This window comes from Streptomyces sp. PsTaAH-124, from assembly GCF_000373685.1.
GTDB lineage: Bacteria > Actinomycetota > Actinomycetes > Streptomycetales > Streptomycetaceae > Streptomyces > Streptomyces andamanensis.
In genome coordinates this window covers 118,065-140,490 of sequence record NZ_KB892207.1, presented here as the reverse complement: position 1 = coordinate 140,490, position 22,426 = coordinate 118,065, and the positions used below count along the sequence as shown (strand labels likewise).

23 protein-coding genes are annotated in these 22,426 nt (G+C 74.4%); 10 read left to right on the top strand and 13 right to left on the bottom strand.

The annotated features are described in order from the left end of the window. Positions 1–61: 61 nt before the first annotated feature. Positions 62–1,294, top strand: a complete 1,233-nt coding sequence (locus B086_RS0134300; RefSeq protein WP_026253065.1) for a sensor histidine kinase — start codon at positions 62–64, stop codon at positions 1,292–1,294. After that, complete coding sequence (locus B086_RS0134295; RefSeq protein WP_018570961.1) at positions 1,291–1,956, top strand: response regulator transcription factor; 666 nt, start codon at positions 1,291–1,293, stop codon at positions 1,954–1,956. The genes B086_RS0134300 and B086_RS0134295 overlap by 4 nt, the downstream gene beginning before the upstream one ends. A 43-nt stretch (positions 1,957–1,999) precedes the next feature. On the opposite strand, the gene B086_RS0134290 is transcribed toward B086_RS0134295, so the two are convergent. Continuing rightward, positions 2,000–2,764 (bottom strand): maleylpyruvate isomerase family mycothiol-dependent enzyme, encoded by a 765-nt coding sequence (locus tag B086_RS0134290; RefSeq protein ID WP_018570960.1) that lies wholly within the window; start codon positions 2,762–2,764, stop codon positions 2,000–2,002. A gap of 221 nt (positions 2,765–2,985) precedes the next feature. Here B086_RS0134290 and B086_RS0134285 point away from each other — a divergent pair, with 221 nt between their 5' ends. Further along, positions 2,986–5,577 carry an ATP-dependent Clp protease ATP-binding subunit gene (locus B086_RS0134285; protein ID WP_018570959.1) on the top strand — a complete coding sequence of 864 codons (2,592 nt, stop codon included), beginning with the start codon at positions 2,986–2,988 and terminating at the stop codon, positions 5,575–5,577. Between the two features lie 7 nt (positions 5,578–5,584). On the opposite strand, the gene B086_RS0134280 is transcribed toward B086_RS0134285, so the two are convergent. The 3 genes from B086_RS0134280 to B086_RS0134270 all read right to left on the bottom strand — a co-directional run bounded on the left by B086_RS0134280 (position 5,585) and on the right by B086_RS0134270 (position 8,453). Beyond that, positions 5,585–6,754 carry an MFS transporter gene (locus tag B086_RS0134280; protein WP_018570958.1) on the bottom strand — a complete coding sequence of 390 codons (1,170 nt, stop codon included), beginning with the start codon at positions 6,752–6,754 and terminating at the stop codon, positions 5,585–5,587. Between the two features lie 172 nt (positions 6,755–6,926). Continuing rightward, positions 6,927–7,499: a hypothetical protein gene (locus B086_RS0134275; RefSeq protein ID WP_234029424.1), complete on the bottom strand. Its 573-nt coding sequence runs from the start codon at positions 7,497–7,499 to the stop codon at positions 6,927–6,929. A gap of 93 nt (positions 7,500–7,592) precedes the next feature. Continuing rightward, entirely contained in the window at positions 7,593–8,453 is an 861-nt protein-coding gene (locus B086_RS0134270) for a class I SAM-dependent methyltransferase (RefSeq protein WP_018570956.1), read from the bottom strand. Positions 8,454–8,659: 206 nt separating this feature from the next. On the opposite strand from B086_RS0134270, the gene B086_RS0134265 reads away from it, so the two are divergent. Beyond that, on the top strand, positions 8,660–9,040 hold the full coding sequence (locus B086_RS0134265) for a luciferase family protein (RefSeq protein ID WP_018570955.1): 381 nt from the start codon (positions 8,660–8,662) through the stop codon (positions 9,038–9,040). A 127-nt stretch (positions 9,041–9,167) separates the two neighbouring features. On the opposite strand, the gene B086_RS0134260 is transcribed toward B086_RS0134265, so the two are convergent. Continuing rightward, positions 9,168–9,947 (bottom strand): DeoR/GlpR family DNA-binding transcription regulator, encoded by a 780-nt coding sequence (locus tag B086_RS0134260; RefSeq protein WP_018570954.1) that lies wholly within the window; start codon positions 9,945–9,947, stop codon positions 9,168–9,170. Positions 9,948–10,078: 131 nt separating this feature from the next. On the opposite strand from B086_RS0134260, the gene B086_RS0134255 reads away from it, so the two are divergent. Together B086_RS0134255 and B086_RS0134250 are read left to right on the top strand one after the other, a co-directional pair. Then, entirely contained in the window at positions 10,079–10,969 is an 891-nt protein-coding gene (locus B086_RS0134255; protein WP_018570953.1) for an SIS domain-containing protein, read from the top strand. Positions 10,970–11,113: 144 nt separating this feature from the next. Continuing rightward, on the top strand, positions 11,114–11,986 hold the full coding sequence (locus B086_RS0134250; RefSeq protein ID WP_018570952.1) for a class II fructose-bisphosphate aldolase: 873 nt from the start codon (positions 11,114–11,116) through the stop codon (positions 11,984–11,986). Here B086_RS0134250 and B086_RS0134245 read toward each other — a convergent pair. After that, positions 11,976–13,109: a methyltransferase gene (locus tag B086_RS0134245; RefSeq protein ID WP_018570951.1), complete on the bottom strand. Its 1,134-nt coding sequence runs from the start codon at positions 13,107–13,109 to the stop codon at positions 11,976–11,978. The two genes, B086_RS0134250 and B086_RS0134245, sit on opposite strands and share 11 nt — an antisense overlap. A gap of 122 nt (positions 13,110–13,231) precedes the next feature. Here B086_RS0134245 and B086_RS0134240 point away from each other — a divergent pair, with 122 nt between their 5' ends. Together B086_RS0134240 and B086_RS0134235 are read left to right on the top strand one after the other, a co-directional pair. Then, positions 13,232–13,882, top strand: a complete 651-nt coding sequence (locus B086_RS0134240) for an alpha-ketoglutarate-dependent dioxygenase AlkB family protein (RefSeq protein WP_018570950.1) — start codon at positions 13,232–13,234, stop codon at positions 13,880–13,882. 82 nt (positions 13,883–13,964) lie between these two features. Further along, entirely contained in the window at positions 13,965–15,203 is a 1,239-nt protein-coding gene (locus tag B086_RS0134235; protein WP_018570949.1) for an ROK family protein, read from the top strand. 27 nt (positions 15,204–15,230) lie between these two features. On the opposite strand, the gene B086_RS43415 is transcribed toward B086_RS0134235, so the two are convergent. The 4 genes from B086_RS43415 to B086_RS0134215 are packed head-to-tail and all read right to left on the bottom strand — an operon-like array spanning position 15,231 to position 17,702. Then, positions 15,231–15,578 (bottom strand): tautomerase family protein, encoded by a 348-nt coding sequence (locus tag B086_RS43415; RefSeq protein ID WP_078531277.1) that lies wholly within the window; start codon positions 15,576–15,578, stop codon positions 15,231–15,233. Beyond that, entirely contained in the window at positions 15,569–16,489 is a 921-nt protein-coding gene (locus B086_RS0134225; protein WP_018570947.1) for a phosphotriesterase family protein, read from the bottom strand. The genes B086_RS43415 and B086_RS0134225 overlap by 10 nt, the downstream gene beginning before the upstream one ends. Then, on the bottom strand, positions 16,486–17,097 hold the full coding sequence (locus B086_RS0134220; protein ID WP_018570946.1) for a DUF4865 family protein: 612 nt from the start codon (positions 17,095–17,097) through the stop codon (positions 16,486–16,488). Before B086_RS0134220 ends, B086_RS0134225 begins: the two co-directional genes overlap by 4 nt. 14 nt (positions 17,098–17,111) lie before the next feature. Further along, positions 17,112–17,702 (bottom strand): TetR/AcrR family transcriptional regulator, encoded by a 591-nt coding sequence (locus B086_RS0134215; RefSeq protein WP_026253064.1) that lies wholly within the window; start codon positions 17,700–17,702, stop codon positions 17,112–17,114. Between the two features lie 296 nt (positions 17,703–17,998). On the opposite strand from B086_RS0134215, the gene B086_RS0134210 reads away from it, so the two are divergent. After that, entirely contained in the window at positions 17,999–18,310 is a 312-nt protein-coding gene (locus tag B086_RS0134210) for an SHOCT domain-containing protein (RefSeq protein ID WP_018570944.1), read from the top strand. A gap of 358 nt (positions 18,311–18,668) precedes the next feature. Here B086_RS0134210 and B086_RS0134205 read toward each other — a convergent pair whose 3' ends face one another. After that, positions 18,669–19,211, bottom strand: a complete 543-nt coding sequence (locus B086_RS0134205) for an ATP-binding protein (protein WP_078510121.1) — start codon at positions 19,209–19,211, stop codon at positions 18,669–18,671. Positions 19,212–19,427: 216 nt separating this feature from the next. Continuing rightward, on the bottom strand, positions 19,428–19,787 hold the full coding sequence (locus B086_RS0134200; protein WP_018570942.1) for a hypothetical protein: 360 nt from the start codon (positions 19,785–19,787) through the stop codon (positions 19,428–19,430). 367 nt (positions 19,788–20,154) lie between these two features. On the opposite strand from B086_RS0134200, the gene B086_RS0134195 reads away from it, so the two are divergent. After that, positions 20,155–21,279 (top strand): PLP-dependent cysteine synthase family protein, encoded by a 1,125-nt coding sequence (locus B086_RS0134195; protein ID WP_018570941.1) that lies wholly within the window; start codon positions 20,155–20,157, stop codon positions 21,277–21,279. A gap of 27 nt (positions 21,280–21,306) precedes the next feature. On the opposite strand, the gene B086_RS0134190 is transcribed toward B086_RS0134195, so the two are convergent. Further along, positions 21,307–22,176, bottom strand: coding sequence for a DeoR/GlpR family DNA-binding transcription regulator (locus tag B086_RS0134190; protein ID WP_018570940.1), 870 nt, complete (start codon positions 22,174–22,176; stop codon positions 21,307–21,309). Between the last annotated feature and the right edge of the window lie 250 nt (positions 22,177–22,426).

Here is a 22,426-nt window from a genome sequence, read left to right as displayed (position 1 = left end):
ACGGGTGATCACCTCGCCGGGGTGACGTGCTCGGGGGCCCGCGACGTCTAGCGTGACCGGCATGGAAGAGCAGCGCGTACGCGGGGGCGGTCCGCCGTGGGGACGGCGGCACGGTCCCGCCGGAGAGCGCGGTGCCGACGGCCGGGAGCGGCCCGGGACCCACTGGCCGTGGCCCTCCACCGCGCTCGTCACGGCCGTCGTCCTCGCCGGGACCCGCTTCTCGGCCCGCGGGCAGAGCCACCGCGAGGCACTGGACGCGTACGCGTACGCCCTGCTGGTGGTGGCGGCCGGGCTGCTGCTGTGGCGCACCCGGCGGCCCGCGTTCGTCGTGTACGCCACCGCTGCGGTCACCCTGGCCTACCTCGCCGCCGGATACCCCTACGGTCCCGTGTTCCTGACCGTCGCCGTCGGCTGCTTCAGCGCCGTCGTCGCCGGGCGGCGCCGGGCCGCCTGGACCTCCGTGGGACTGCTGTGGGCCGGGCACGCGCTGATCGCGCTCTGGCTCTACCGGTGGCTGCCGCCGCCCGGCGACTCCGCCTCCGGCTGGGGACAGCAACTGGTCGTCGCCACCTGGGTGGTGGCCGTCGTCGCCGTCTCCGAACTGGCCCGCGTCCGGCACGAGCAGTGGGCGCGCGAACGCGCGGAACGCGCCCAGGCCGCCCGGCGCCGCGCCGACGAGGAACGGCTGCGCATCGCCCGCGAACTGCACGACGTGCTCGCCCACAGCATCTCCGTCATCAACGTCCAGGCGGGCGTCGGCCTCGCCCTGCTGGACACCGACCCGGAGCAGGCCCGCACCGCGCTCACCACCATCAAGGCCGCCAGCAAGGAGGCGCTGGGCGAGGTCCGCCAGGTGCTCGGCACACTGCGCACCCCGGGGGACGCGCCGCGCGCGCCCGCACCCGGCCTCGACCGGCTGCCCGAACTCGCCGACCAGGCGGCGCGCGCCGGGCTCACGGTCGAGATCGAGGGCACCCCGCCCCCGCTGCCGCCCGGCACCGCTCTCGCCGCCTTCCGGATCGTCCAGGAGGCCCTGACCAACGTCGTACGGCACAGCGGCTCCCGGCACGCGCGCGTGCGCCTCGCCCACGGCGGCGGCACCCTGCGGCTGCGCGTCGACGACGACGGACCGGCGACCGGCGCGGCGGCGGGCGGCAGCGGCAACGGGCTGGCCGGGATGCGTGAGCGGGCCGCCGCGCTCGGTGGCACCATCGAGGCGGGGCCCCGCCCCGGCGGCGGCTGGCGGGTGCTGGCCGAACTGCCCCTGACGACCACGGAGGAGGACGACCGGTGATCCGCGTACTGCTCGCCGACGACCAGTCGCTGGTGCGGGCCGGTTTCCGGGCGCTGCTCGACGCCCAGCCGGACATCGAGGTCGCCGGGGAGGCCGCCGACGGCGAGGAGGCCCTGCGCCTGGCGCGGGACGCCCGCCCCGACGTCGTCCTGATGGACATCCGCATGCCCGTCCTGGACGGCCTGGCGGCGACCCGCCGCATCACCGCGGCCCCGGAACTCGGGGACGTCAAGGTGGTCATGCTCACCACCTTCGAGCTGGACGAGTACGTCTTCGAGGCGATCCGCTCGGGCGCCTCGGGCTTCCTCGTCAAGGACACCGAACCCGAGGAACTGCTGCGCGCGGTACGGGCGGTGGTCGACGGTGACGCCCTGCTGTCCCCGGGCGTCACCCGCCGCCTCATCGCCGAGTTCGCCGCCCGCTCCAAGGAACCGGCCGCCGCCGACGCCCTGGCCCGGCTCACCGACCGCGAGCGCGAGGTGATGGCCCTGGTCGGCATCGGCCTGTCCAACGAGGAGATCGCCCGCCGCCTGGTGGTCAGCCCGCTCACCGCCAAGACCCACGTCAGCCGCGCCATGGTGAAGCTCGGCGCCCGCGACCGCGCCCAACTCGTCGTCCTCGCCTACGAGTCGGGACTGGTCCGGCCGGGCTGGCTGGGCTGAGCCGGGCCGCCCGGTCCGGTCCGCGTCCGCCCGGCCCCGCTGCTCAGCCGATCCCCGAGGTCTCCCGCCACAGCGCCGCCAGCGCGGGATCGCCCGTCACCCGCGGCACGGCCACCCGGTTCCACAGCGCCAGGTACAACTGGTCCGCGGGCCCGGAGAGTTCGGCCTCGGCGTCCGCGCCGCCGCCCGGCTCGGTGACCGGCGGTCCCTCCGACAGCCGTACGGTCCACACCGCGGTGTCCGCACCGGACCCGGCCGGATCCGTGGCACGCACCCGCAGCACGCGCGGCCGGGGCGAACGGACCCGGCTCCGGGAACCGGCGTGGAAACCGCGCAGCAGCTCGTCGATGCCGTCGACGGCGAACTCCGCGCCGACCGGGGACGGCACTTTGCCGCGCGCCGCCTCGGCGTCGAAGCGGTGCACCGCCGTCTCGTGCGCCTGCCGCCGGGTCCAGAAGGCCAGTGCGGACGGCACCGCCAGGGGCGCCGGGTGGAACGTCCAGCACTCCACGTCCTCCGGCGCGTCGGACAGCACCGCCACGAGGCCGCGGTGGCTGTCGCGGTACCACTCCACCAGCGCGGCGCCGTCGAGACCGGGCGGAGGATCGACCGGGGGGCGCGGCGCGGTGTGCGCGTCCGCGACGAGAGCGGCGGCCCACCGGTGCACCGCCCCGGTGTGCAGCAGCAGGTCCCGCACCCGCCAGTCCGGACACGTCGGCACCGCGGCCCCGGTCCCGGCCTCCTCGGCGGCGGCGGCCAGCAGCCGGCCCTCGCGGTCCAGCGCGTCGAGATACTCGGCGGTCTTCATGGCGGGAAGTGTGCCGCACGGCGTGCGCTCCTGGCGACCGCCCGGGACCGCCCGGGACCGTGCGGGCGGCAGGAGTCCCGGTGCGGCCGCCGCCCGCGGCGGGGCGCGGCGGCCCCTCGGCACCCCGCTACGGCACTGGGTCGGCGTATGCCGCGTTGCGGTGGGCCGAATGGTGGGTTGGTCTTGAAGGGTCTCATTTCCCCACGCTGCGGACGGCGATCATGACGATGTCTCCCTTCGGTGCCTCGTTCGGCGGCCCGGACCCGTTCTCCGAGATCCTCAACCGCTTCTTCGGCATGACCCCGGGCGCCTCGCCGCCCCAGGTGCAGCGGGTGCCGATCGGACGGCTGCTCACCGAGTCCGCCCAGGACCTGATCAACCGCGCCACCGGCAAGGCGGCCGAGGACGGCAGCTCCGACCTGGACACCGAGCACCTGCTGTGGGCCTGCACCCAGGTGGAACCCGCCCGCGGCCTGCTCGCCCAGGCGGGCGCCGACCCCGACCGGCTCGCCGCCGACCTTGCGCGGGCGCTGCCCGCCGAGAGCGGCACCCCCTCGGCCGAGCCGGGCCTGACCCCGGCCGCCAAGCGGGTGCTGCTGCGCGCCTACGAGCACTCCCGGGCGGCCGGTGTCTCCTACATCGGCCCGGAGCACATCCTCGGCGCCCTGCTGGACACCCCGGGCGCGGCACCGACCAAGATCCTGGGCGCCCACGGCATCGACACCGAGCAGCTGCGCCGCGGCGCGGAGAGCGTCGCCCGCTCCGAGGCCGGGCCCGGCGGCGCCGAGCCGCCGAGCGACACGCCGACCCTCGACCAGTACGGCCGCGACCTGACCGAGGAGGCCCGCGCCGGGAAGCTGGACCCGGTGGTGGGCCGGGCGGAGGAGATCGAGCAGACCGTGGAGATCCTCTCCCGCCGCTCGAAGAACAACCCCGTGCTGATCGGCGAACCGGGCGTCGGCAAGACCGCGATCGTGGAGGGACTGGCCCAGCGGATCATCGCCGGGGACGTGCCCAAGACCCTGGAGAACAAGCGCGTCGTCGCCCTCGACCTGACCGGACTCGTCGCCGGCGCCCAGTACCGGGGCCAGTTCGAGGAGCGGCTGAAGAACGTCATCGACGAGGTCAAGGCGGCCTCCGAGTCGACGATCCTGTTCCTGGACGAACTGCACACCGTGGTCGGCGCGGGCGCCACCGGCGAGGGCTCGATGGACGCCGGGAACATCCTCAAACCGGCCCTCGCCCGCGGTGAGCTGCATGTCGTCGGCGCCACCACCCTCACCGAGTACCGCAAGTACGTCGAGAAGGACGCCGCCCTGGAGCGCCGCTTCCAGCCGGTCATGGTGCCCGAGCCCAGCGTCGAGGAGACCGTGCAGATCCTGGAGGGCCTGCGCGACTCCTACGAGGCCCACCACCAGGTCCGCTACAGCGACGACGCGCTGGCCGCCGCCGCCGAGCTGTCCGACCGGTACGTCACCGACCGGTTCCTGCCCGACAAGGCCATCGACCTGCTCGACCAGGCCGGCGCGCGGGTGCGGCTGCGCTCGATGGGCCGGTCCACCGAGGTCGCCGAGCGCGAGGACCGGCTGGCCAAGCTGCGCCGCGAGAAGGACCAGGCCGTGGCCGCGGAGGACTTCGAGCGCGCCTCCGAGCTGAAGGACCGCATCACCGACGTGGAGACCGAGCTGGAGGGGCTCGCCGAGCGGCGCGAGGGCGTGCTGGAGGTGACCGTCGCCGACATCGCCGACGTCCTGTCCCGGCGCACCGGCATCCCCGTCTCCCAGCTCACCGAGAGCGAGAAGGAACGGCTGCTGAAGCTGGAGGACGCCCTGCACTCGCGCGTCGTCGGGCAGGACGAGGCCGTCACCGCCGTCGCCCAGGCGGTGCGCCGCAGCCGGGCCGGCATGGGCGACCCCAACCGGCCCGTCGGCTCGTTCCTCTTCCTCGGACCGACCGGCGTCGGCAAGACCGAACTGGCCAAGGCGCTCGCCGAGCTGCTGTTCGGCGACGAGAACCGCATGGTCCGCTTCGACATGAGCGAGTTCCAGGAGAAGCACACCGTCTCCCGGCTCGTCGGGGCCCCGCCCGGCTATGTCGGCCACGAGGAGGCGGGCCAGCTCACCGAGAAGGTCCGCCGCCAGCCCTACAGCGTGCTGCTCTTCGACGAGGTCGAGAAGGCCCACCCGGACGTCTTCAACACCCTGCTCCAGGTCCTCGACGACGGACGGCTCACCGACGCGCAGGGCCGCACCGTCGACTTCCGCAACACCGTGGTCATCATGACCTCGAACATCGGCGCCCAGCGGATCCTCGCGCACCACGGCGACGTCGCCGCCATCAAGGACCAGCTGATGGAGGACCTGCGCGGCAGGTTCCTGCCCGAGTTCCTCAACCGCATCGACGACATCATCATCTTCCACGGCCTGGGCGAGGCGGAGCTGAACCAGATCGTCGACCTGCTGCTGGACAACAGCCGCCGCCGGGTCCGCGCCCAGGGCATGGAGCTGGAGGTCACCGAGGCGGCGAAGAAGCTGCTGGTCGCCCACGGCCACCAGCCCGAGTTCGGCGCCCGTCCGCTGCGCCGCACCCTCCAGGCCGAGCTGGACAACCGCATCGCCTCCCTGCTGCTGAGCGACTCGGCCGACCCCGGTGACACCATCGTCGCCGACGTCGAGAACGACGCCCTGGTGTGCCGGGTCGAGCGCCCCGCGCCGTCCGACGCCAAGGTCTACGAGGACGCCGGGAAGGCCGAGGCCGCGGGGGACGGGGCGAAGGCGCAGGGGGAGGCGGGGGGCCCGGAAGCAGCCTCCTGAGCGCCGTTCACTCGTACGCCGTCCGTCGCGTCGCGAACCCGATCGCGGCGGCGACGGCGGCCAGTACGGCGACGCTGGCCAGCGCGGCTCGCAGGGACAGCCAGTCGGCCATGAACCCGATGGCCGGGGGTCCCATGAGCATGCCGCCGTACCCGAGTGTGGAGGCGGTCGCGACGCCGTCCGGACCGGCCAGCGTGCCCGCTCGCTCTACGGCGACGGGGAAGAGGTTGGCGAGCCCCAGGCCGGTCACGGCGAAGCCGAGCAGGGCCACCCACACGGCGGGCGCGAGGCAGCCGAGGAGCATGCCGGCCGCGGCGACGCAGCCGCCGCCCACGATGACACGGGTGCGGCCGAGCCGTTCGAGCAGCGTGGTGCCGGACAGCCGTCCCACGGTCATCGCGAGCGCGAAGCACGAGTAGCCCACCGCCGCGACACCGGGCGAGGCGTGCAGGTCCTGGGCGAAGTGCAGCGCGCCCCAGTCGGCCATGGCCCCCTCGCCGTAGGCCGTGCACAGGGCGATGAGCCCGAGGACCAGGACGACCCCGCGGGTGCGGGCGCCCTGCCGGTGCCCGTCGCGGCGGTCCGGGCGGGCCCGCCGGGCGTCCGCGGGCACGGGGGAGTCCAGCCGCAGGAGCGTCCGTCCGGCGACGGCCGTGACGAGCAGACCGGTCACGGTGAGCGCCAGCAGATGGCGGGTGGGGGACAGGAGCCCGGCGACGAGCCCGCCGAGGCCCGCCCCCACCATGCCGCCGAGGCTGAAGGCGGCGTGGAAGGTCGGCATGATCGGACGCCGCAGCGCGGCCACCAGGTCGACGGCCGCGCTGTTGAAGGCGACGTTGATGCCGCCGTAGGCGGCGCCGAACACCAGCAGGACGGCGCCCAGCGCGAGGGCGGAGTGGGTGAGCGGCGGCAGGGCCACGCTGAGCGAGAGCAGCACCGCGCACACGACCGTGACCAGGTGGCTCCCGTAGCGGCGGCACAGCCGGCCGGTGAGGGTCATCGTGACGACGGCTCCGGCGGAGACCCCGAGGAGCGCGAGCCCGAGGGCTCCGGTGGAGGAGTGCGTCTGCTCCTTGATGGCCGGGATGCGCACCACCCAGCCGGCGAAGACGAAGCCGTCGAGGGCGAAGAAGGCGGTGAGGGCGATCCGGAGGCGGACGAGCGGGCGGTCCGGCACGACGTTGTGCGGACGGACTTTGTTTATCAGCGGCACAAAACCAGGCTAGAAGGGCGCCGGGAACGGGGCAAGGGGGTGGGGCGCGCGCTTCATGGCCGTCATGGCCGGATTCTCCGCAGGTCAGGCTGTTGACGGCGGCTGCGGCGGGAGCCTTGCCGTCGCCCGTCGCCCGTCAGCCCGTCATACGGCCCCAGCGGGCGTCCATCCGGGCCCACTCCTCGGCCCACTGGGCGTCGCGGCGGTGGTCGAGCCGGTTCTGCGCGAGCTTGGCGCCGCCGACGACGAGCCCCACGGTGGCCGTGCCGGCCCACAGGCCGCCCAGGACCGCCTGGAAGGCGGTGTCGGCGGCGGAGGCGGGCGGGGAGGTCAGGGCGCCGCGGCCGTTCGTCCAGACGGTGAGGTGGGATCCGGCGGCCACACCGGACGGCACCCGGGTGCGGCCCGTGTGGACCGAGCCGTCCGGATCGGTCCAGTGGACCGTCCCCCACACCAGCGCGCCTCCGGCCGGCCGGGCGGCGCTGCGGGACCCGCCCTCGGTGAGGACGGCGGACACCGGGTGGCTCTGCGCACGGGCACGCTGCGCGTTCTGCTGCATCACGCCCGCCGTCAGCAGCCCGGCCACCAGGGCGCCCACCACGGCGAGGACCCAGGCGGCGGCCAGGATCCACGTCTCGACGACATCGCTGGTCCGCCTGAGCGGATTGCGCTGCCAGCGCCACAGCCACATTCCCGCACGACGTGCCATTGCCGACACCCCCTCGTGCCAGACCGACGGGCTCACTGCCAGTGTGCCTCCACGGGCGGCCGGAGGCTCCCGCGCGAGGGGACCCGGCCGTCCTCAGACCGAGGCGACCAGCAGTTCCTCCGCCGGTTCGGGCCGCAGCCCGTCCGCGCGCCCGTCGAAGTAGCGCCGCGCCAGGTCCTCCGCGGACACATGGCGGACCTCCGTGAACCCCGCCTCGCGGGCGAGGTCCAGCATCTCGCGCGGGGAGAAGAAGCTGAGGAACGGTGTCCCGGACGCCCGCGCCATGCGCGTCGTGTTCTCCAGCAGGGCGCGCGTGCGCGGTTCCAGGAGCTCGGCGGGCTGCATGAACGTCATGGCCAGCGTGGAACCGGGCGCGAGCGCCGCCACCTGGCGCAGGGTGGCGGTGATCGCCTCCAGGGTGAGGTACATGCTCACGCCGGTGCAGGCCACCACCGCCGGGCGCCCCGCGTCGAAGCCCGCCGCGACCAGCTCCTTCCACCAGGATCCGCCCGTCTCGAAGTCCACGGGCACCAGCCGCAGGCCCTCCGGGACGCCCAGCCCGAGGTCCGCCAGGCGCTGCCGCTTCCACGCCTGCGGTCCGGGCCGGTCCACCTCGAACACCCGCAGCCCGGCGGCGACCTCCTCGGGGCGGCGCTGCGCGAAGGTGTCCAGTCCGGCGCCCAGGACGACGTACTGCGTGACGCCCCGGGCGGCCTCGGCCGTCACCAGGTCCTCGACGAAGCGGGCGCGGGCCACGACGCCCGCCCGGAAGGTCCGCGTCCCCTCGGGGTCCATGTCGGGGCGGCGCGGCCAGTCGTCGCCGGGCGCCGCCAGCCGCAGACCCACCTCGTCCTCGAAGACGTACGGCGGTGGATCGGCCCGCAGATGCAGCGCCCGCCACAGGGCGACCCGCACCGCGGTGTGGTCCGCCTGCTCCACCCGGCTGTCCTCCATGCGTCCACCACTCCTTCGCGACGGGGCGGGGGACGGGCGTCCCCCTGGGACAAGGGTGGTACGCCGGGGCGGCGATCAGTACGCCATCGGTGCGCCATTCGCCGTACCTCAGCCGAACGGGTGAAGCCCGGACGGTTTCGGACACGGATCGGTTAAGGCTTGCTCACGCACCGGTTGCCGTGCGGTGAGCGCGTCATGATGGGGCCATGACGCTCGCCACGCGTGCACTCGCCCAACTGGCCACCTGGCCCGACCTGATGGAAGCGGCACCGAGCTGTGGCACCGGGCAGGCACTCAGCTCGGCGCACGGGGAGATCGCCCACTTCCACTCCGACCGCGACGTCGACCTCAAGCTGACCGACCGGGCCATACGGCGGCTCTCGCGCGACCTCAGGCGCTTCGCCGCCGTCCGCGTGGTGCCGGGCTCCTCCTGGGTCACCATCCGTCTCGACGCCTCGGCCGACGTCGATCTCCTCCTGTCCCTCATGAGCGTCGCGCTCAAGGCCGATCAGGGCGGCCTCGGGGAGGACCGGCCGGTCCCCGTGGGCTGCAACGACGGCCGTGGTGTGGGCTTCCTGCGCACCTGAGGCGGCGTGTCCCCGCGGCGGCCAGGACCCCCGGGGCGCCGCCGCCTTCCAGCAGGCCGCGGGCGGCAGGGGAGTCGTCCCGGAGGCCGCGGGCCGCCGGTGGACCGTCCCGGTCGGGGCGGGCCGTTCAGACCGTGAGGACCCGGACCCCGGCCTCCTCGAACCAGCGCACCGTCTCCCCGTCCACCGCCGCGTCCGTGACCAGGGTGTCCACCGACTCCGCCGGGCAGATCCGGGCGAAGGCGCGACGGCCCAGCTTGCTGGAGTCCGCCGCGACGACGACGCGTTCGGCGCGCTCGCACAGCAGGCGGTTGATGGCGGCCTCCGCCTCGTCGTGGGCCGCCGCGCCGTGCGCGACGTCGAAGGCGACCACTCCGAGGACCGCCACGTCCAGGGTGATCTGCCCGAGCACCCCGTCCGCCAGCGGCCCGATCAGCTCGTACGACTGCGGCCGTGCGACCCCGCCGGTGACCACGATCTTGAACTGGGGCCGTACGGCCAGCTCGTTGGCGATGTTGAGCGCGTTGGTCACCACGGTCAGGGCGGGCGTGCCCGAGCCCAGGTCACCGCGGACGGCGAGCGCGCGGGCCACTTCGGTGGTCGTGGTGCCGCCGGTCAGGCCGACCGCCTCGCCGGGTGCGACCAGGGCGGCCACCGCCTGGGCGATCCGCTGCTTCTCCGAGGCGCGGCGGGCCGTCTTGTAGCGCAGCGGCAGCTCGTAGGAGACACCGTGCACGACGGCGCCGCCCCGGGTGCGCACCAGCATCTGCTGCTCGGCGAGCTGGTCGAAGTCGCGCCGGATGGTCGCGGCCGACACCTCCAGCCGGGACGCCGCCTCCTCGACCTCCAGCCGGCCGCGCTCCACGAGCAGCTCCAGCAGCGCCTTCCAGCGGGCGTCCCGCGACATCGGCGGCCTCCGTTCCTGCTCCTGCGTCCTCCGTGACCCTAGCGCACTTCGCGCAGCGGCAAATGCTTGATTGTGCTCGAAACTGCGCTGTATCTTGCAAGAACAATCAGATGACCCCGGGAGGGTGTGCCATGAGCCATGTCGAGGACGAGCTGACCAGCCAGCCGGAGTGCTGGACCCGAGCGGCGGCCGACGCCGCGGGACACGGCGGGGCGCTGCCCGCGCCGGGGGAGCGGGTCGCGATCGTCGGCTGCGGCACCTCGTACTTCATGGCGCAGTCCGCCGCCGCGCTGCGCGAGGGCGCCGGCCAGGGCGAGACCGACGCCTTCGCCGCGTCCGAGTTCCCGCACGGCCGGTCCTACGACCGCGTCATCGCCCTGACCCGGTCCGGCACCACCACCGAGGTGCTCGACCTGCTGGCCCGGTCGAAGGGCACCACCCGCACCACGGCCATCACCGCGGACCCCGCCACGCCGGTGATGACGGCCGCCGACGACGTCGTCGTCCTCGACTACGCCGACGAACGCTCCGTCGTGCAGACCCGGTTCGCCACCACCGCGCTCACCCTGCTGCGCGCCCACTTCGGCCTGCACACCGAGGCCGTCGTCGCCGACGCCCGCACCGCGCTCGCCGAGCCGCTGCCCGAAGGACTCGTCGACTGCACGCAGTTCACCTTCCTCGGCCGCGGCTGGAGCGTGGGCCTCGCCAACGAGGCGGGCCTCAAGATGCGCGAGGCGTCCCTGTCCTGGACCGAGGCGTACCCGGCGATGGAGTACCGCCACGGCCCGATCAGCGTCACCACGGCGGGCACCGCCACCTGGGCGCTCGACGAGGCGCCCGAGGGGCTCGCCGAGCAGGTGGCCGGCACCGGCGCGCTGTGGATCCAGGGCACCCTCGACCCGCTGGCCGAACTCGTCCGCGCCCAGCGCCTCGCGGTCGCCGTCGCCGCCTCCCGCGGCCTCGACCCCGACCAGCCGCGCCACCTCACCCGCTCGGTGATCCTCGCCCCGGACCCGGCCTGACCGCACCCGATCCGGCCGACCGCACGCGATCCGGCCCGGCCTCGTCATCCGCTCCGGTCCGACCGGATCCGACCGCTTCAGAACAGGTCAGACCGGGTCGGACCGGTCGGCCCACCCCCGCTCCGCCCCCGAAAGGAACAGGCCGTGCCGCTTGCAGCCACCGGTGAGCTGGTCGGCAGCGCCGCCGCCGCGCGCTCCGCCGTCGTCGCCTTCAACGTCATCACCCTGGAACACATCGAGGCCGTCGTCGCCGGCGCCGAGGCGGCCGGCGCACCCGTCCTCCTCCAGGTCAGCGAGAACGCGGTCAGGTTCCGCCACGGGCGGCTGCTGCCGCTCGCCCGCGCCGCCACCGCCGCCGCCGAACAGGCCGCCGTACCCGTCGCGCTGCACCTCGACCATGTGCAGAGCGACGACCTGCTGCGGCAGGCGGCCGACGCGGGCTTCAGCTCCGTGATGTACGACGCCGCCCGGCTGCCCTACGCGGAGAACCTCGCCGCCACCCGGGCCGCCGCCGAATGGGCGCACGCCCGGGGCCTGTGGATCGAGGCCGAGCTGGGCCAGGTCGGCGGCAAGGACGGCAAGCCGCCGCTGGACGCCCACGCGCCCGGCGCCCGCACCGACCCCGGCGAGGCGCATGCCTTCGTCGCCGACTCCGGGGTGGACGCCCTGGCCGTGGCCATCGGCAACTCGCACGCCATGACCGAGCGCACCGCCGCCCTCGACCACGACCTCGTCGGGCGGCTGGCCGACGCGCTGGACGTGCCGCTCGTCCTGCACGGCTCCTCCGGCGTGCCCGACGCCGAACTGACGGCGGCCGTCGCCGGGGGCCTCGCCAAGGTCAACGTCGGCACCGCCCTGAACATCGCCATGACCGACGCGATCCGCGCCCACCTCACCGCGCACCCCGAGGCGGTCGACTCCCGCAAGTACCTCGGCGTCGGCCGCGAGGCGATGGCACAGGAGGTGGAACGGCTCATCCGCGTGATCGGCGCCCCCGCCGCCGCGCCTACCGCCTGACGGCGGACAGCACCACGAACTTCGGGCTGCCGGCCACCAGCCGGCAGTTCCCGAACAGGCGGCGCAGCTTCACGTGGTAGCCCAGGTGCCGGTTGCCGACCACCCACAGCGCACCACCGGGGCGCAGCGCACGCCGCGCCCCGGTGAACATCCGCCACGCCGTCGCGTCCGTCGTCGCCTGGTGCGAGTGGAACGGCGGATTGTTCAGCACCAGGTCCACGCTGCCCGACGGCACCCCGTCCAGGCCGTCCCCGACCCGGAACTCGGCGTGCCCCGGCACGCCGTTCGCCCGGTACGTCGCCTCCGCCGAGGCCACCGCCTGGAACGACTCGTCCGTGAACAGCACCTCCGCCTGCGGGTTCGCCAGCGCCAGCGCCGTCCCCACCACCCCGTTGCCGCAGCCGAGGTCCACCACCCGCTGGGCGCCCCGCCCGTCCGGCAGGTGCTCCAGGAGGAAGCGGGTGCCGATGTCCAGCCGGTCCGCGCAGAACACCCCCGCGTGGTTGACGACCCGCCGCCCCGCCACCGCGCCCGTCCCCTCCGGCAGCGCGTACGCGTACGGCCACGGGTTCGCGGGCCGCTCCAGGGCCGGGTCCGGGGTGCACAGGATCAGCCGCGCCTTGCGCTCGGCCAGCGAGGTCCGGGTGGGGCCGAGGACCCGTTCGAACAGCGCCAGCGTCGAGGTGTGGATCTCCTTGACCATGCCGGTGCCGACGACGACCGTGTCCGCGTGCACCGCGGGTGCCAGCCGCAGCAGCTGGTCCTCCAGCAGGGCGAGGCTCTTGGGCACCCGCACCAGCAGGACGTCGATCCGCTCGGGCGGCGCGTCCTGGGTGGTCAGCAGCCGGACCGCACCCGTCTCCACACCGTTGCGGGCGAGATTGCGGCGGGTCGCCTCCTGCCCGAGGAACGAGTCGGTGATCTGTACCGGCCGGTGCGCCGCCAGCGCCGTGGCCAGCGCGCCCCACCGGTCACCGAGCACCACCACCGTCCCGGACGGGCCGGGCGTCCGCTCGGCGAGGTGCCGCAGCAGATACTCGTCGGAGGCGTCCCAGGCACGCAGCCGGTCGCGGGGGTCCTCGGGGTGGCGGGCCAGCGTCAGCTCGCCCCAGGGCGTCGTCATACGGTCGTTCATCGTCCGTCCAGGCTAGGCCCTGCCGTCAAATCGCCGTCCGGTCCGGCCGCCCCGCGGCGCCGGGACCCGCCCGCTCCGCTGCGCACCTTCGCCGGAGGCAGGATGGGACCATGGACGCCGAGCTGTTCCCGCGCTCCCGCAGAGAGATCGCGCCGGGCGCCGTGCACATACCGGACTGGCTGGACGCGGCCCGCCAGCGCGACCTGCTCACCGCCTGCCGGGAGTGGGCCCGCCCGCCGGCCGGGCTGCGCACCGTGCGCACCCCCGGCGGCCACGCCATGACCGCCCGGCAGGTCTGCCTCGGCCTGCACTGGTACCCGTACGGCTACGCCCCCACCGCCGTCGACGGCGACGGCGCCCCCGTCAAACCGTTCCCGGACTGGCTGGGCGCACTGGGCCGGGACGCGGTGACCCGGGCGCTCGGCGCGGAGGCCGCCGCCGGGGCCGCGTACGACATCGCGCTCATCAACTTCTACGACGCCGAGGCCCGTATGGGCATGCACCGCGACAGCGACGAGCACTCCGCCGCGCCGGTCGTGTCCCTGAGCCTCGGCGACACCTGTGTGTTCCGCTTCGGCAACACCGCCACCCGCGCCCGCCCGTACACGGACGTGGAGCTGCGCAGCGGCGACCTGTTCGTCTTCGGCGGCCCGGCCCGGCTCGCGTACCACGGCGTACCGCGGGTCCACCCGGGCACCGCGCCGCCCGAGTTGGGCCTGGACGGGCGGCTGAACATCACCCTCCGGGTGAGCGGGCGGTAGGCCGGGGCCCGCCCGGACGCCTGGCCGGGGCCCGTGCGGGCGGCAGGCCGCCGCCCGCACGGATCATGGGAGACTCGCCCTCATGAGCGGCAAGGCGGACCCCCGGGCGGCGGGGGAAGGGACCACGTCGAGGACGCGGCTTGACCGGGGGCGCGGCGCGCTCGGACCCGCGCTGGAGCTGGTGCACACCGGACGCGCCCCCACCCGCGCCGTGCTCACCGCCGAACTCGGCGTGACCCGCGCGACCGCGGGCGCGGTGGCCGCCGAACTGGAGGCGCTGGGCCTGATCAGGGTGGACGCGCGGCCGGGCGCGGCGGCCGGATCGCAGGGCCGTCCCTCGCACCGGCTCGCGGTCGCCGAGGACGGTCCCGTCGCCCTGGCCGCCCAGGTGCACGCCGACGGCTTCCGCGCCGCCCTGGTCGGTCTCGGCGGCCGGATCGTGGCGACCGCGCCGGGCTGCGAGACCGTCGACGCCGACCCGGCCAAGGTGCTCGGCTCGGTCGTGGAGGCGGGCGCCGAACTGCTGCGCAGCACCGGGCGCCGCTGCGTCGGCGCCGGTCTCGCCGTACCCTCCGCCGTCGCCGAACCGGACGGCCTGGCCCTCAACCCGCTGCACCTCGCCTGGCCCGCGGGGGCGCCCGTGCGGCGGATCTTCGCCGAGTGCGTGCGCGCGGCCGGGATCACCGAACCGGCCTTCGCCGCGAACGACGTCAACCTCGCCGCGCTCGCCGAGCACCGGCACGGCGCCGGACGCGGCGCCCGTGACCTGCTGTGCGTGGCCACCGGACACCGGGGCGTGGGCGGCGCGCTGGTCCTGGACGGGCGGCTGCACACCGGCAGTTCGGGGCTGGCGCTGGAGGTCGGCCATCTCACGGTCAACCCCGAGGGCCGGCCCTGCCACTGCGGCGGCCGGGGCTGTCTGGACGTGGAGGCCGACCCGCTGGCCTTCCTCACCGCCGCGGGCCGCGCGCCCGGCCCCGAGGTGTCCCTGCTGAAGCAGGCCGAGGACCTGATCCGCGGCCGCTACGGCGACCCGGCCGTCCGCGCCGCCACCGAGGCGCTCATCGACCGGCTCGGCCTCGGCCTCGCGGGCCTGGTGAACATCCTCAACCCGGACCGGATCATCCTCGGCGGGCTGCACCGCGCCCTGCTCGACGCCGATCCCGGCCGGCTGCGCGCGGTCGTCGCGGACCGCAGCCTGTGGGGGCAGAGCGGCGGCGTGCCCATCCTGCCCTGCACGCTGAGCCACAACAGCCTGGTCGGCGCGGCCGAACTCGCCTGGCAGCCGGTCCTGGACGACCCGCTCGGGGCCCTCACCTGACCGGCCGACGGCACCCTCGGTACCCGGTCAGGAGTCGAGATACTGCGCCTCACCATGGCCCGGTGACCAGTCGGCCGGGCCGTTCTCGGTGAGGGTGACGAAGACGTTGCGGGGCTCCGCACCGGCGTACGCGTGGGCGAGTGCGGCGATGCGCGCGTACAGCGCCCGCTTGCGCCCGTCGCTCCGGCCCGCGCGCAGGGCGATCGCCACGTGGACGATGCCCTCGTCCCGGCGGATTCCCAGGTGGTCCCCGTGGGGGCCGGGACTCCTCTCGTGTCCTGGTGTTCCCCCTGTGCTCTGTCGTGCGCGCTCTGTCGTGCTGCCTCTGTCGGGCTGTGCTGTGCTGTGCTGGGCAGGGCCCGCGGTCAGGCCCACTCGACGGCGAACGCCCTGGCGGGGTTCTCCCGCAGGACGCGGTCCGTCAGCTCCTCGCCGAGACCGGCCGCCAGACGCGGACGTACCCGGCGCAGCAGATACGGCATCCCGGGACCGCCGTTCACCGACCGGGCCCCCGCGGTCACGGTGTCGCCGCCGAGCAGCAATTGTCCGCCGAATCCCGCGTCGGCCAGCGCCCGCACGGCCTCGGGCATGTGCCAGTCGGTGGCGTGCTGGGCGCGGGAGGGGCCGTCGAAGGCGAGCCAGCAGCCGGTGCGCGCCGCCTGCTGGTGCAGGACCGGGTCGGGGAACCGGTTGGGGTGTCCCAGGATCACCCGGTGGGGCGGCACCTCCAGCGTTCCGCAGAGCAGGTCCAGGACGTCCGGCGCGGCCGTGCCCTGCTCCAGGTGGACGGCGACCGGCGCGCCCGTGGCGTGATGGGCCTCGGCCGCGGCGGTCATCGTCCAGCGGGCGTGCGCGTCCAGGGCGTGGAAGCCCCCGGCGACCTTGACGAGACCGGCCCGGACGCCCGAGGTGCCGATGCCCTCGGTCAGTTCGGCGACGAAGACCTCGGCGAGGCGGCCGCGCAGAGCGGCGAGTGTCTCCTCGGCGTAGTGACCGGCCTGGTGCAGTCCCGTCGCGCACACCACGTGCACGCCCGCCGCCCGGGAGACACCCGGCAGTTCGGCGGCCCGGCGCCCCATCCCGTACGGCGTCCACTGCACGACGGCCTCCCCGCCCGCCGCGCGGAACGCGCCCAGTTCGGCCCGCGCGGCCGCTACGTCGTCCAGCTCCTGCCCGGCCAGCAGGGGACTGCGCAGGAAGAGGTGGTCGTGTGCGTCGGTCACCCCGAGCCCGTCCGGTGGGATGTCACCGAGCACGGTGCGGATGGCGGTGCGGCCGGCGGTCACCACTGCCGTCCGGGCACCAGTGTCTTGCGTCCGGGCTGGGACAGGTGCAGGACCTGGAACACCTCGCCGTCGCCGCCGGACTCGCCAGATACGGCGGACAGGGCTGCCTCGCGGTGCGACCAGAGGGAGAAGCGCACCAGTTCCCAGCGGCTCGTGTCCACCCCGGCCGCTGCGAGGACCACTCCGTCCTGGTCCGCCAGCCGCCGCGTCCCGTCCACCGTCTCCTCGGCGAACTCGGCCAGTTCCACCCCCTCGGGCACCGGCGTGCGCCGCCGCACCGCGAAGGCCGCCGCCGTGTCCGCGGTCCGGCCCTCCTCGTACGCCAGCCCCGTCCACTGCCGCACCACCGGCCTGCCGAAGTCGCCGACCAGCCCCTGGAAGGGACCGCCGAACAGGAAGGAGTTCATCCCCTCGACGGTGTGCCACAGATAGAACGGCCCGTACTGGTTGACCGGCGAGCCGTCCACGCCGCGTTCGCGCATCAGATACGCCTTGAGGCCGAGCCCGCCCCAGTCGTCGAGCAGATGCCCGAGCCGAGCCACCCGGTCCCGGATGACATCCATGCCGTAGTCGGCGGGCAAGGTCATCTCGTACTGCATCGCGTGCATGTGCAGGTCCTTCCTCAGACCGTCTCGGCGGGGCGGTGCGGGGCGAGCAGAGCGAGGAGTCCGCGGACCCCCGCGTCGAAGGCGCCGGGGGAGCCGGAGGCGCGGGCCAGGACGTATCCGCCCTGCACGGTCGCGAGGATCGCCGCGGCGATCTCCTCCCCGTCGAGCGAGGCCGGGAACTCCCCCTGCTCCTTGCCCTCCTCGACGATCCCGGCGAGCCGTTCCCTGATGGCGTCCAGCGTCTCGTCGACCGGTGCGCGCAACGCGTCGCTGGCGACGATGTCCGGGTCCATCGTCAGCCGCCCCACCGGGCAGCCGCGCAGCACGTCCCGCTCGCGCCGCAGATAGCCCTCGATGCGCTCGTACGGCGTCCCCGGCCCGGTCAGCACCGCCTCCACCTCGGCGCGCAGTTCCTCCGCGGTGCGCCTGATCGCCGCCAGCGCGAGGTCGGGCTTGCCCTTGAAATGGTGGTACATGCTTCCCTGTCCGGCCCCCGCGCGTTCCAGGATCGCCCGCGGGCTGGTGCCGACGTATCCGCGCTCCCACAGCAGCTCACGCGTGGACCGGATCAGTCGCTCCTCTGTGCTCATGCGGCCACTGTACATACTAGTAGTTACAAAACCAAGATCAAGACGGATCCCAGTGGCCTCACCGGGGGTGTGGGTCCCCGCGCGCGAGGGGTATGTACCACTAGGTACATCCAGGTACATCCAGGTGGACTCAGGTAGGTCCAGGTAGATCCAGGTGCACACGGCCCGCGTTCGCGCCGTACCCCGTTCCGTACTCCCCGCGAGGTACGCGCACTGCCGCTGGGCGTACGACGACCCGGGGCCCTTCCGGGGGCAGGGTCGAGGCAGTACGGGAGAACCTCCGAAGGAGATGAACTCAGATGCAGACCCATATGCAGGCCATGGCGAACTGGGGCGGCGGGCCCGGACCGTGGATCCTTCTCTTCCCGCTGATCTGGGCGGCCGTGATCGTCGGCGTGGTCACCGTCCTGCGCCGGACGGGGCTCGGCGGCCGGATCGGGCCCTGGCGCGGACCGGTGGCCGGATCGTGGCGCGGGCCGGCCGCCCGGCCCGCGGGCGACTCGCCGCTGGGCGTGCTCGGCCGCCGCTTCGCCTCCGGCGAGATCGACGAGGAGGAGTACTGGCGCCGGATGTCCGTGCTGGAGGAGCACTTCGGCCGCCTCGACAAGGCCGGGACCCGCTGACCGGCACGGCTGTCATCGCCCCGGGGGTGCGGGCCCGCCGCGCGCGGTCGTCCTGTGGACGGCCGCCCTCCGGCCGGGTGTGAACTCGACGGCGGCGCCCGGGGCCGACGTACTCGCGCGACCGTACCGGGCCCGGTGACCACCCGGCCCGTACCCGCCGGACGCCCCGCCGCACCGGCGCGGGTACCGACACCGACACCGCCACCGACACCGGCATCGACACCCGGCATCGCGCCGTCCGGCGTGCCCACGCCCCGCCGGTCCCAGAGTGCTGGGGGACCGGCGGGGCGGCGGGGCAGGTCACGCGACCGGACGCCGTCTCCGGCACGGTCACGAGGTCGCCGCCGTCACCGCCCGGTCAGCCGGGAACGGCGGACCGAGCGGGAGCGTGCGCGGGGCGCGCGCCGTCGAGCACGGGCTCGACCTCGGTGAACCGGCGCACGGGCTGCTCCCCGCCCGCCAGCCGTGGCACCCGCGCGGGTGCCGTGACCGGTGCGGCCGCCGTGGGCAGGGTGAACCAGACCACCTTGCCCTGTTCGCCGTCCGGGCGCGCACCCCAGCTCTCGCTCATCGCGGCCACCATCGCCAGCCCCCGGCCCTCGGTGGCCAGCGGCGCGATCGCGCCCATGTCCTCCGCCGACGGAAGACGCGGATCGTGATCGCGTACGGAGACGGTGAGCCGGTCGAGCAGCAACTCCAGCTCGACGGTGCACGACTTGTCGGGCCGGGCGTGCTGGTGGACGTTGGTCAACAGCTCCGTCACACCGAGCGCGGCCCGGTCTATCAGAGGGTCCAGATGCCAGTAGCGCAAGTGCGCCGATACGATTCTGCGGACCTGGCCGATCCGCGACGGCAGGGCTTGGAGCTCCACCGTGCAGTGCCTGCTTGGGTGACTGATCACGGCTGCGACTCCCCGACGTTGAGGTCCGGAAGAACACGACGTTTCGGATGCAGCAGGGCGCCTGCGTGACACTGCCGCCTGCTGTCGTGGCCGGCGGGCTGGTTCGCAGCGTTATCGCCGGTAAACCCAGAGTGACGTGAGACCAGCGTGACGCAAGGGGTTCGGGAGCGCAAGTTCGCGCCAGTTTCGAGCGGTCCCCGGGCCGGGCCGTGACGCTCAGCCGTCCCGCCCCGCCGTTCCCGCCGCCCCCGCAGCTCCGGCCGCCCCCGCCGCTCTGCGCACGGCCTCGATGAACCGGTGCGCGGCGGGCGGTCCCGGCTCCCCGGGCACGGCGTCGCCCGTACCGAGCGTGAGCACGTACCGGTGGCCGTTGAGGTCGGCGAGTGCCCGGTCCTCCGGCGCCAGCCAGGGCCGGGAGGCGCGCACCGCCCGGATCGGCGCGCTGTCGATCTCGCTGCCGTAGCTGGTGAGCAGCTCCAGCCGGCCGTCGCTGATCCGGACCCGCCCGGCCCGGGTGAGCGAGCGCAGTCGCCTGGCGATCCGCACGCCCGTGGCCGTGAACTCCGGCTCCGCCATCCCTGACCGCCCCCTCGCACGCGCCGGACCCTGAGGACCACCGGGTCGCGGACCGGCGCGGTTCGTCCGGGGCCCGGTGCGCCCCGGCGGGCTGTTCGTCCCGCGCGGTGCAGTCTGCCCCGCTTCGGCAGCGGGCACCAGTGCGCGCGGGACACCGGACGGACCGCGCCCGGAGCACTGGCGCGAACACGCCCCCGGACATGCCCGCCATGCGCCGCCGACGCGCTCTGGCGTGCCGCGCCCCAGGGCTGCCTTTGAGCCTCCCAAAGTGGCGTTTATGCAGGTGAGAAGCGTGACGAAGGTGTCTATCATCGAGAGCGTCCGGCCGTGCGACACGCCGTCGCGGCCCAGTGTGAGGAGTCCCGCCGTGAGCACCACCGAGCAGCGCCGGACCGGCGAGACCCAGGACGTCGACCGCAGTGACCCCGGCTACCGGGACTGGCTCAAAGAAGCCGTACGCAAGGTCCAGGCGGACGCCAACCGCTCGGCCGACACCCATCTGCTCCGCTTCCCGCTGCCCGAGGAGTGGGGCGTCGACCTCTATCTCAAGGACGAGTCGACCCACCCGACCGGCAGCCTCAAGCACCGCCTGGCGCGCTCCCTGTTCCTCTACGGCCTGTGCAACGGCTGGATCCGCCCGGACCGCCCGGTCATCGAGGCGTCCAGCGGATCGACGGCCGTCTCCGAGGCGTACTTCGCCAAACTGATCGGCGTCCCCTTCATCGCGGTGATGCCGCGCACGACGAGCGCCGAGAAGTGCCGCCTGATCGAGTTCCACGGCGGCCGGTGCCACTTCGTGGACGACCCGCGCACCATGTACGAGGCGTCCGCCCGGCTCGCGGTGGACACCGGCGGCCACTACATGGACCAGTTCACCTACGCCGAGCGGGCCACGGACTGGCGGGGCAACAACAACATCGCCGAATCCATCTTCCGCCAGCTGGAGCTGGAGCGGTTCCCCGAACCGGCGTGGATCGTCGCCACCGCGGGCACCGGCGGCACCTCCGCGACCCTCGCGCGCTACGTGCACTACATGCAGTACGACACCCGTATCTGCGTCGCCGACCCCGACAACTCCTGTTTCTTCGAGGGCTGGACCACCGGGGACGCGGACGTGGTCTGCGAGCGCGGCTCACGCATCGAGGGCATCGGCCGCCCCCGGATGGAACCGAGCTTCGTGCCGTGCGCCATCGACCGGATGATGAAGGTCCCCGACGCCGCGGCCGTCGCCTCCGTACGCGCCCTGGAGCGGGTCATCGGACGCAAGGCGGGCGGCTCGACCGGCACCGGTCTGTGGAGCGCCCTGAAGATCGTCGCCGAGATGCGCGAACAGGGCCGCCGGGGCAGTGTGGTCACCCTGCTGTGCGACCCCGGCGACCGCTACCTCGACAAGTACTACTCGGACACCTGGCTGGCGGAACAGGGCCTGGACCACACGCCGTACACCGCGACCCTCGACACCTTCCTCACGACGGGCGCCTGGCCGCGCTGACGCCGCCACGGGCGCCCGGACCGGAACTCAGCCGGCGGGCTCCTCCGCGGGCTCCGCGGACCCCGCGGGCTCCTGGGCGGGCTCCTGCGGGGGCTCGCCCGCCACGACCAGCCGCAGGTGCTCCGCGATCTCGGCGCGTGCCCCGGGCGGCAGCCCGGCGTCCGTCACCAGCGTGTCCACCTGCTCCAGCGTCGCGAACGAACTCAGCCCCACCACACCCCACTTGGTGTGGTCGGCGACCACCACGACCCGCCGCGCCGACTGCACCAGGCGCCGGTTGGTCTCCGCCTCCGCGAGGTTCGGCGTCGAAAGACCGGCCTCCGCCGATATCCCGTGCACCCCGAGGAACAGCATGTCGAAGTGGAGCGCCGCGATCGCCTGGTCGGCCACCGGCCCCACCAGCGAGTCGGACGGCGTGCGCACCCCGCCGGTCAGCACCACGGTCGCCGCCCCCTGCCGCGGGCCCGAGGTGCGCTGCGCCGTGTGGAACACGTCCGCCACCCGCACCGAGTTGGTGACCACCGTCAGATCCGGCACGTCCACCAGATGATGCGCCAGGGCGTACGTCGTCGTACCGCCCGACAGGGCGATCGCAGAGCCCGGCGGGACCAGCCGCGCCGCGGCCCGCGCGATGTCCTCCTTGGCCGTCAGCTCCAGCCCCGACTTGGCCTCGAAACCCGGCTCGTGCGTACTGGCCTCCACGACCGGCACCGCGCCGCCGTGCACCTTCTCCAGCACGCCCTGACGGGCCAGCGCGTCCAGATCACGCCGTACGGTCATGTCCGACACGCCGAGCTTGCGGGTCAGTTCGTTGACCCGGACCCCGCCGCGCCGCCGGACCTCGTCGAGGATCAGAGCGCGCCGCTGCTCCGCGAGGAGGTTCTGATTCTCGCTCACGTGTGCTCCGGTTCCTTTCGCCTCGGGCCCGTACGGCCGCCCCGGCCCACCCGGTCCGACCAGGAGGCCCGACCCGCCCCCGGGTGCGGGCGTCCCATCCTCGCACGGGCCGCCCGCCCCGGTGCCATCGCCCGTCCGCAGCGCGTACGCCGGGATCACCGCGCCCGGCGGCCGCGGCCCGCATGTCACCCGGATCGGGGAGATTCCGTGACAGGGGCTGTGCCACGGGCCGCTGACCGAGATCCTGGTG

Coding starts and splice junctions, on each gene's coding strand:
- B086_RS0134215 (WP_026253064.1), bottom strand. CDS start 17,702: ATGTACAGTGGCCGCATGAGCACAGAGGAGCGACTGATCCGGTCCACG.
- B086_RS0134220 (WP_018570946.1), bottom strand. CDS start 17,097: ATGCACGCGATGCAGTACGAGATGACCTTGCCCGCCGACTACGGCATG.
- B086_RS0134235 (WP_018570949.1), top strand. CDS start 13,965: ATGAGCGGCAAGGCGGACCCCCGGGCGGCGGGGGAAGGGACCACGTCG.
- B086_RS0134300 (WP_026253065.1), top strand. CDS start 62: ATGGAAGAGCAGCGCGTACGCGGGGGCGGTCCGCCGTGGGGACGGCGG.
- B086_RS0134275 (WP_234029424.1), bottom strand. CDS start 7,499: ATGGCACGTCGTGCGGGAATGTGGCTGTGGCGCTGGCAGCGCAATCCG.
- B086_RS0134210 (WP_018570944.1), top strand. CDS start 17,999: ATGCAGGCCATGGCGAACTGGGGCGGCGGGCCCGGACCGTGGATCCTT.
- B086_RS0134290 (WP_018570960.1), bottom strand. CDS start 2,764: ATGAAGACCGCCGAGTATCTCGACGCGCTGGACCGCGAGGGCCGGCTG.
- B086_RS0134255 (WP_018570953.1), top strand. CDS start 10,079: ATGAGCCATGTCGAGGACGAGCTGACCAGCCAGCCGGAGTGCTGGACC.
- B086_RS0134260 (WP_018570954.1), bottom strand. CDS start 9,947: ATGTCGCGGGACGCCCGCTGGAAGGCGCTGCTGGAGCTGCTCGTGGAG.
- B086_RS0134245 (WP_018570951.1), bottom strand. CDS start 13,109: ATGACGACGCCCTGGGGCGAGCTGACGCTGGCCCGCCACCCCGAGGAC.
- B086_RS0134265 (WP_018570955.1), top strand. CDS start 8,660: ATGACGCTCGCCACGCGTGCACTCGCCCAACTGGCCACCTGGCCCGAC.
- B086_RS0134285 (WP_018570959.1), top strand. CDS start 2,986: ATGACGATGTCTCCCTTCGGTGCCTCGTTCGGCGGCCCGGACCCGTTC.
- B086_RS0134270 (WP_018570956.1), bottom strand. CDS start 8,453: ATGGAGGACAGCCGGGTGGAGCAGGCGGACCACACCGCGGTGCGGGTC.
- B086_RS0134200 (WP_018570942.1), bottom strand. CDS start 19,787: ATGGCGGAGCCGGAGTTCACGGCCACGGGCGTGCGGATCGCCAGGCGA.
- B086_RS0134240 (WP_018570950.1), top strand. CDS start 13,232: ATGGACGCCGAGCTGTTCCCGCGCTCCCGCAGAGAGATCGCGCCGGGC.